Here is a 3013-nt window from a genome sequence, read left to right as displayed (position 1 = left end):
AGGCGCTCGCCAAGGCGGATCCCGCCGCCGGCGAAAAGGTCTTCGCGAAGTGCGCGGCCTGTCACTCGATCAACCAGGGCGGTGCCAACGGCATCGGCCCGAACCTCTACGCCACGGTCGGCGAGCAGATCGGCAAGGGCAAGGCGGGCTTCGCGTTCTCCGATGCGCTGTCGAGCAAGGGCGGCACCTGGACGTTCGACAACCTCAATACCTGGCTGACCAACCCTAAGGCCTTTGCGCCCGGCACCAAGATGACCTTCGCCGGCCTGTCGAACCCGCAGGACCGCGCCAACGTCATCGCCTTCCTGAACCAGCATGGCGATGCACCGCTGCCGCTCCCCGCCGCGCCTGCCGCGGGAGCGTCCGATACGGCCCAGAAAGACGCGGCGACAGCCGGCACCGGCCCGAACAACGGACCGCAGAAGGCGCAGAAGGAACCGGTGCTCAAGACGGGTGCAGCGACCGAGAGCAACCCGAAGAATTCGGGCGGCGAGGCGAGCCCCGCGGGCAAGGCGCCGCTCGGCACCAAGGGCAACTCCGTCAAGTAAGCTTTCAGCTGCCGTCGGTATCGGTCGTGTCGCCGGGCTGGTCCCGCTCGGCGTAGAAGCGCTGCACGTGCTCCCAGGCTTCCTCCGCGTCCTCGGCCCAGTAAATCAGTTCGAGGTCCTCGCGGGCGATCACCCCTTCGTCGGCCAAGCCCTGGAAATTGACCATCCGGGTCCAGAAGTCGCGGCCGAACAGAAGGATCGGCAACGGCCGCACCTTGCCGGTCTGGATCAGCGTCAGAAGCTCGAACATTTCGTCGAACGTGCCGTAGCCGCCGGGGAACACCGCGACCGCTCGGGCGCGGATCAGGAAGTGCATCTTGCGCAGCGCGAAATAGTGAAACTGGAAACTGAGCTCGGGAGTGACATAGGGGTTCGGCAGCTGCTCGTGCGGAAGCACGATGTTGAGGCCGATCGATTCAGCGCCCTCGTCCGCCGCGCCGCGATTGGCCGCCTCCATGATCGAGGGGCCGCCGCCCGAGCAGACGACGAAATGCCGGTTTCCGGCCTCGTCGACCGGCGTCCGGCTCGCGAGCCGCGCGAGCTGGCGCGCGGCGTCATAATATCGCGCCTTGGCCTTGAGCCGCTCGGCGACAGCCCTTTGCTCGTTCGTCGTCGCCGATGCGACCAGTGTCTCCGCGAGCTCCGGCGACGGAATCCTCGCCGACCCGTAGAACACCAGTGTCGAGGCGATGTTCGCTTCCTCGAGCAGCAGCTCGGGCTTCAGCAGCTCCAGCTGGAAGCGCACCGGCCTCAAGTCCTCGCGGAGCAGGAAGTCGGTGTCCTGGAACGCCAGACGATAGGCGGCGCTCTCGGTCTGGGGGCTCGACGGGACGTGGCTCGCCGCACGGGCGTCGCGGCGGGACGTTGGGAAGATTCGCTCGGGCGGAATGAAGTTAGTCATCCCCGCCGAGTAGCGCCGAACTGTTACAGGGTCACGACGCCGTCGCCGCGGCGATCAGGTAATTGAGCCGAACGTCGTCGCTGAGGTGAAGGCCGCGAGACGGCGACCAGGCAATCCCCTCGACATCGATGCAGGTCAGGCCGGCGTCCGCGAGCAGCAGCTTCATCCGATCGGGGGCGATGAACTTCTCGAAGTCGTGGGTCCCGCGCGGAATCCGGCCGATCCCCTCGGCGATCGTGATCATCATCAGCTTCGACCAGCCAGTGGCGTTCGGGGTCGACATCACCAGAAGCCCGGCGGGGGCGAGCCGCTTCGCCAGTGCCGCTACGAAGGCCGCGGGGTCGGCGACATGCTCGATCACCTCCATGCAGGTTATGAGATCGAACCGGCCGTCCAGCTGCTGCACATCGCCGGCGCGATAATCGATTTGCAGCCCACCTGCGGCCGCGTGGTTCCGGGCCACCGCGATCACCTCCGGCGCGGCATCGATCGCCGTGACCTTCGCGCCCAACCGCGCCAGCGGCTCGGCGAGCAGCCCCGCCCCGCAACCAACATCGAGCGCCGTCTTGCCCGCCAGCGGCCGACGGTCGCACTCGTCGCACTGCCAGTGCCGGTCGACCTGGTCGCGGACGTATTTCAGCCGCACCGGATTGAGCTTGTGGAGCATCGCCGACGCGCCGTCCGGGTCCCACCAGTCGGCAGCGAGCTTGCCGAACTGCGCGACCTCTTCCGGCACGATGCTCGATGTCTCGCGGGTCAGGCCCTCGCTTGTGCTTGTCTGCGCCATGACCGCCCCCTAACAGGACGCCGCTTTCAACCCAAGGACGCGCCCGCCCAACATGCCCCGCATCGTCATGAAATTCGGCGGCACGTCGATGGCGGGAATCGAGCGCATCCGCAGCGTCGCCGACCGCGTGCGGCGCGAAGCTGAGGCGGGCAGCCAGGTGCTGGTGGTCGTGTCCGCGATGGCGGGCGAGACGGATCGCCTGGTCCAGCTCTGCCGCGAGGCGGCACCGCTCCACAACGCTAGCGAATATGATGTCGTCGTCGCCAGCGGGGAGCAGGTGACGTCCGGCCTTCTCGCCATGACCTTGCAGGCGATGGGTCTCAACGCCCGCAGCTTCATGGGCTGGCAGCTCGTCCACGCGTCCGGAGTCCATGGCAACGCCCGCGTCGATGCGATCGAAGCCGCGCTGCTCGACGAAGCGCTCAGCGCCGGCACGGTCGCTGTGATCCCGGGCTTCCAGGGCGTCTCCGCCGAAGGCCGGCTGGCGACGCTCGGCCGCGGCGGCTCCGACACGTCAGCGGTCGCAATCGCCGCCGGGGTCAAGGCCGACCGCTGCGACATCTATACCGACGTCGACGGAGTCTACACGACCGACCCGCGCATCGTGCCCCGCGCCCGCAAGCTCAGTCAGGTCACGTTCGAGGAGATGCTGGAGCTTGCCGGCGTCGGCGCCAAGGTGCTTCAGGTGCGCTCGGTGGGCCTTGCCATGCGCGAGAAATTGCCGCTCCGCGTTTTGTCGGCGTTCGAGGACAAGCCCGGTACCGACATCGTCGCCGA

At 67.7% G+C, this 3013-nt stretch carries 4 protein-coding genes; 2 read left to right on the top strand and 2 right to left on the bottom strand.

All coding sequences use genetic code 11. The features are described 5' to 3' along the window. The coding region (locus JOZ79_RS03870) for a cytochrome c family protein (RefSeq protein ID WP_294070848.1) at positions 1-548 on the top strand (548 nt) is incomplete at its 5' end. A 4-nt stretch (positions 549-552) separates the two neighbouring features. On the opposite strand, the gene JOZ79_RS03865 is transcribed toward JOZ79_RS03870, so the two are convergent. Together JOZ79_RS03865 and ubiG are read right to left on the bottom strand one after the other, a co-directional pair. Further along, the gene (locus tag JOZ79_RS03865; RefSeq protein ID WP_294070845.1) at positions 553-1449 is read right to left on the bottom strand and encodes a TIGR00730 family Rossman fold protein; all 897 of its coding nucleotides are present in this window, start codon (positions 1447-1449) and stop codon (positions 553-555) included. A 31-nt stretch (positions 1450-1480) separates the two neighbouring features. Next, the gene (gene ubiG / locus JOZ79_RS03860; RefSeq protein ID WP_294070842.1) at positions 1481-2236 is read right to left on the bottom strand and encodes a bifunctional 2-polyprenyl-6-hydroxyphenol methylase/3-demethylubiquinol 3-O-methyltransferase UbiG; all 756 of its coding nucleotides are present in this window, start codon (positions 2234-2236) and stop codon (positions 1481-1483) included. Positions 2237-2288: 52 nt separating this feature from the next. On the opposite strand from ubiG, the gene JOZ79_RS03855 reads away from it, so the two are divergent. Further along, a partial coding sequence (locus JOZ79_RS03855; RefSeq protein ID WP_294070839.1) for an aspartate kinase occupies positions 2289-3013 on the top strand: 725 nt, incomplete at its 3' end.

Source organism: Sphingomonas sp. (assembly GCF_019242355.1).
In the GTDB taxonomy this organism is placed as follows: Bacteria; Pseudomonadota; Alphaproteobacteria; order Sphingomonadales; family Sphingomonadaceae; genus Sphingomicrobium.
This window is presented reverse-complemented; position numbering and strand designations above follow the sequence as displayed.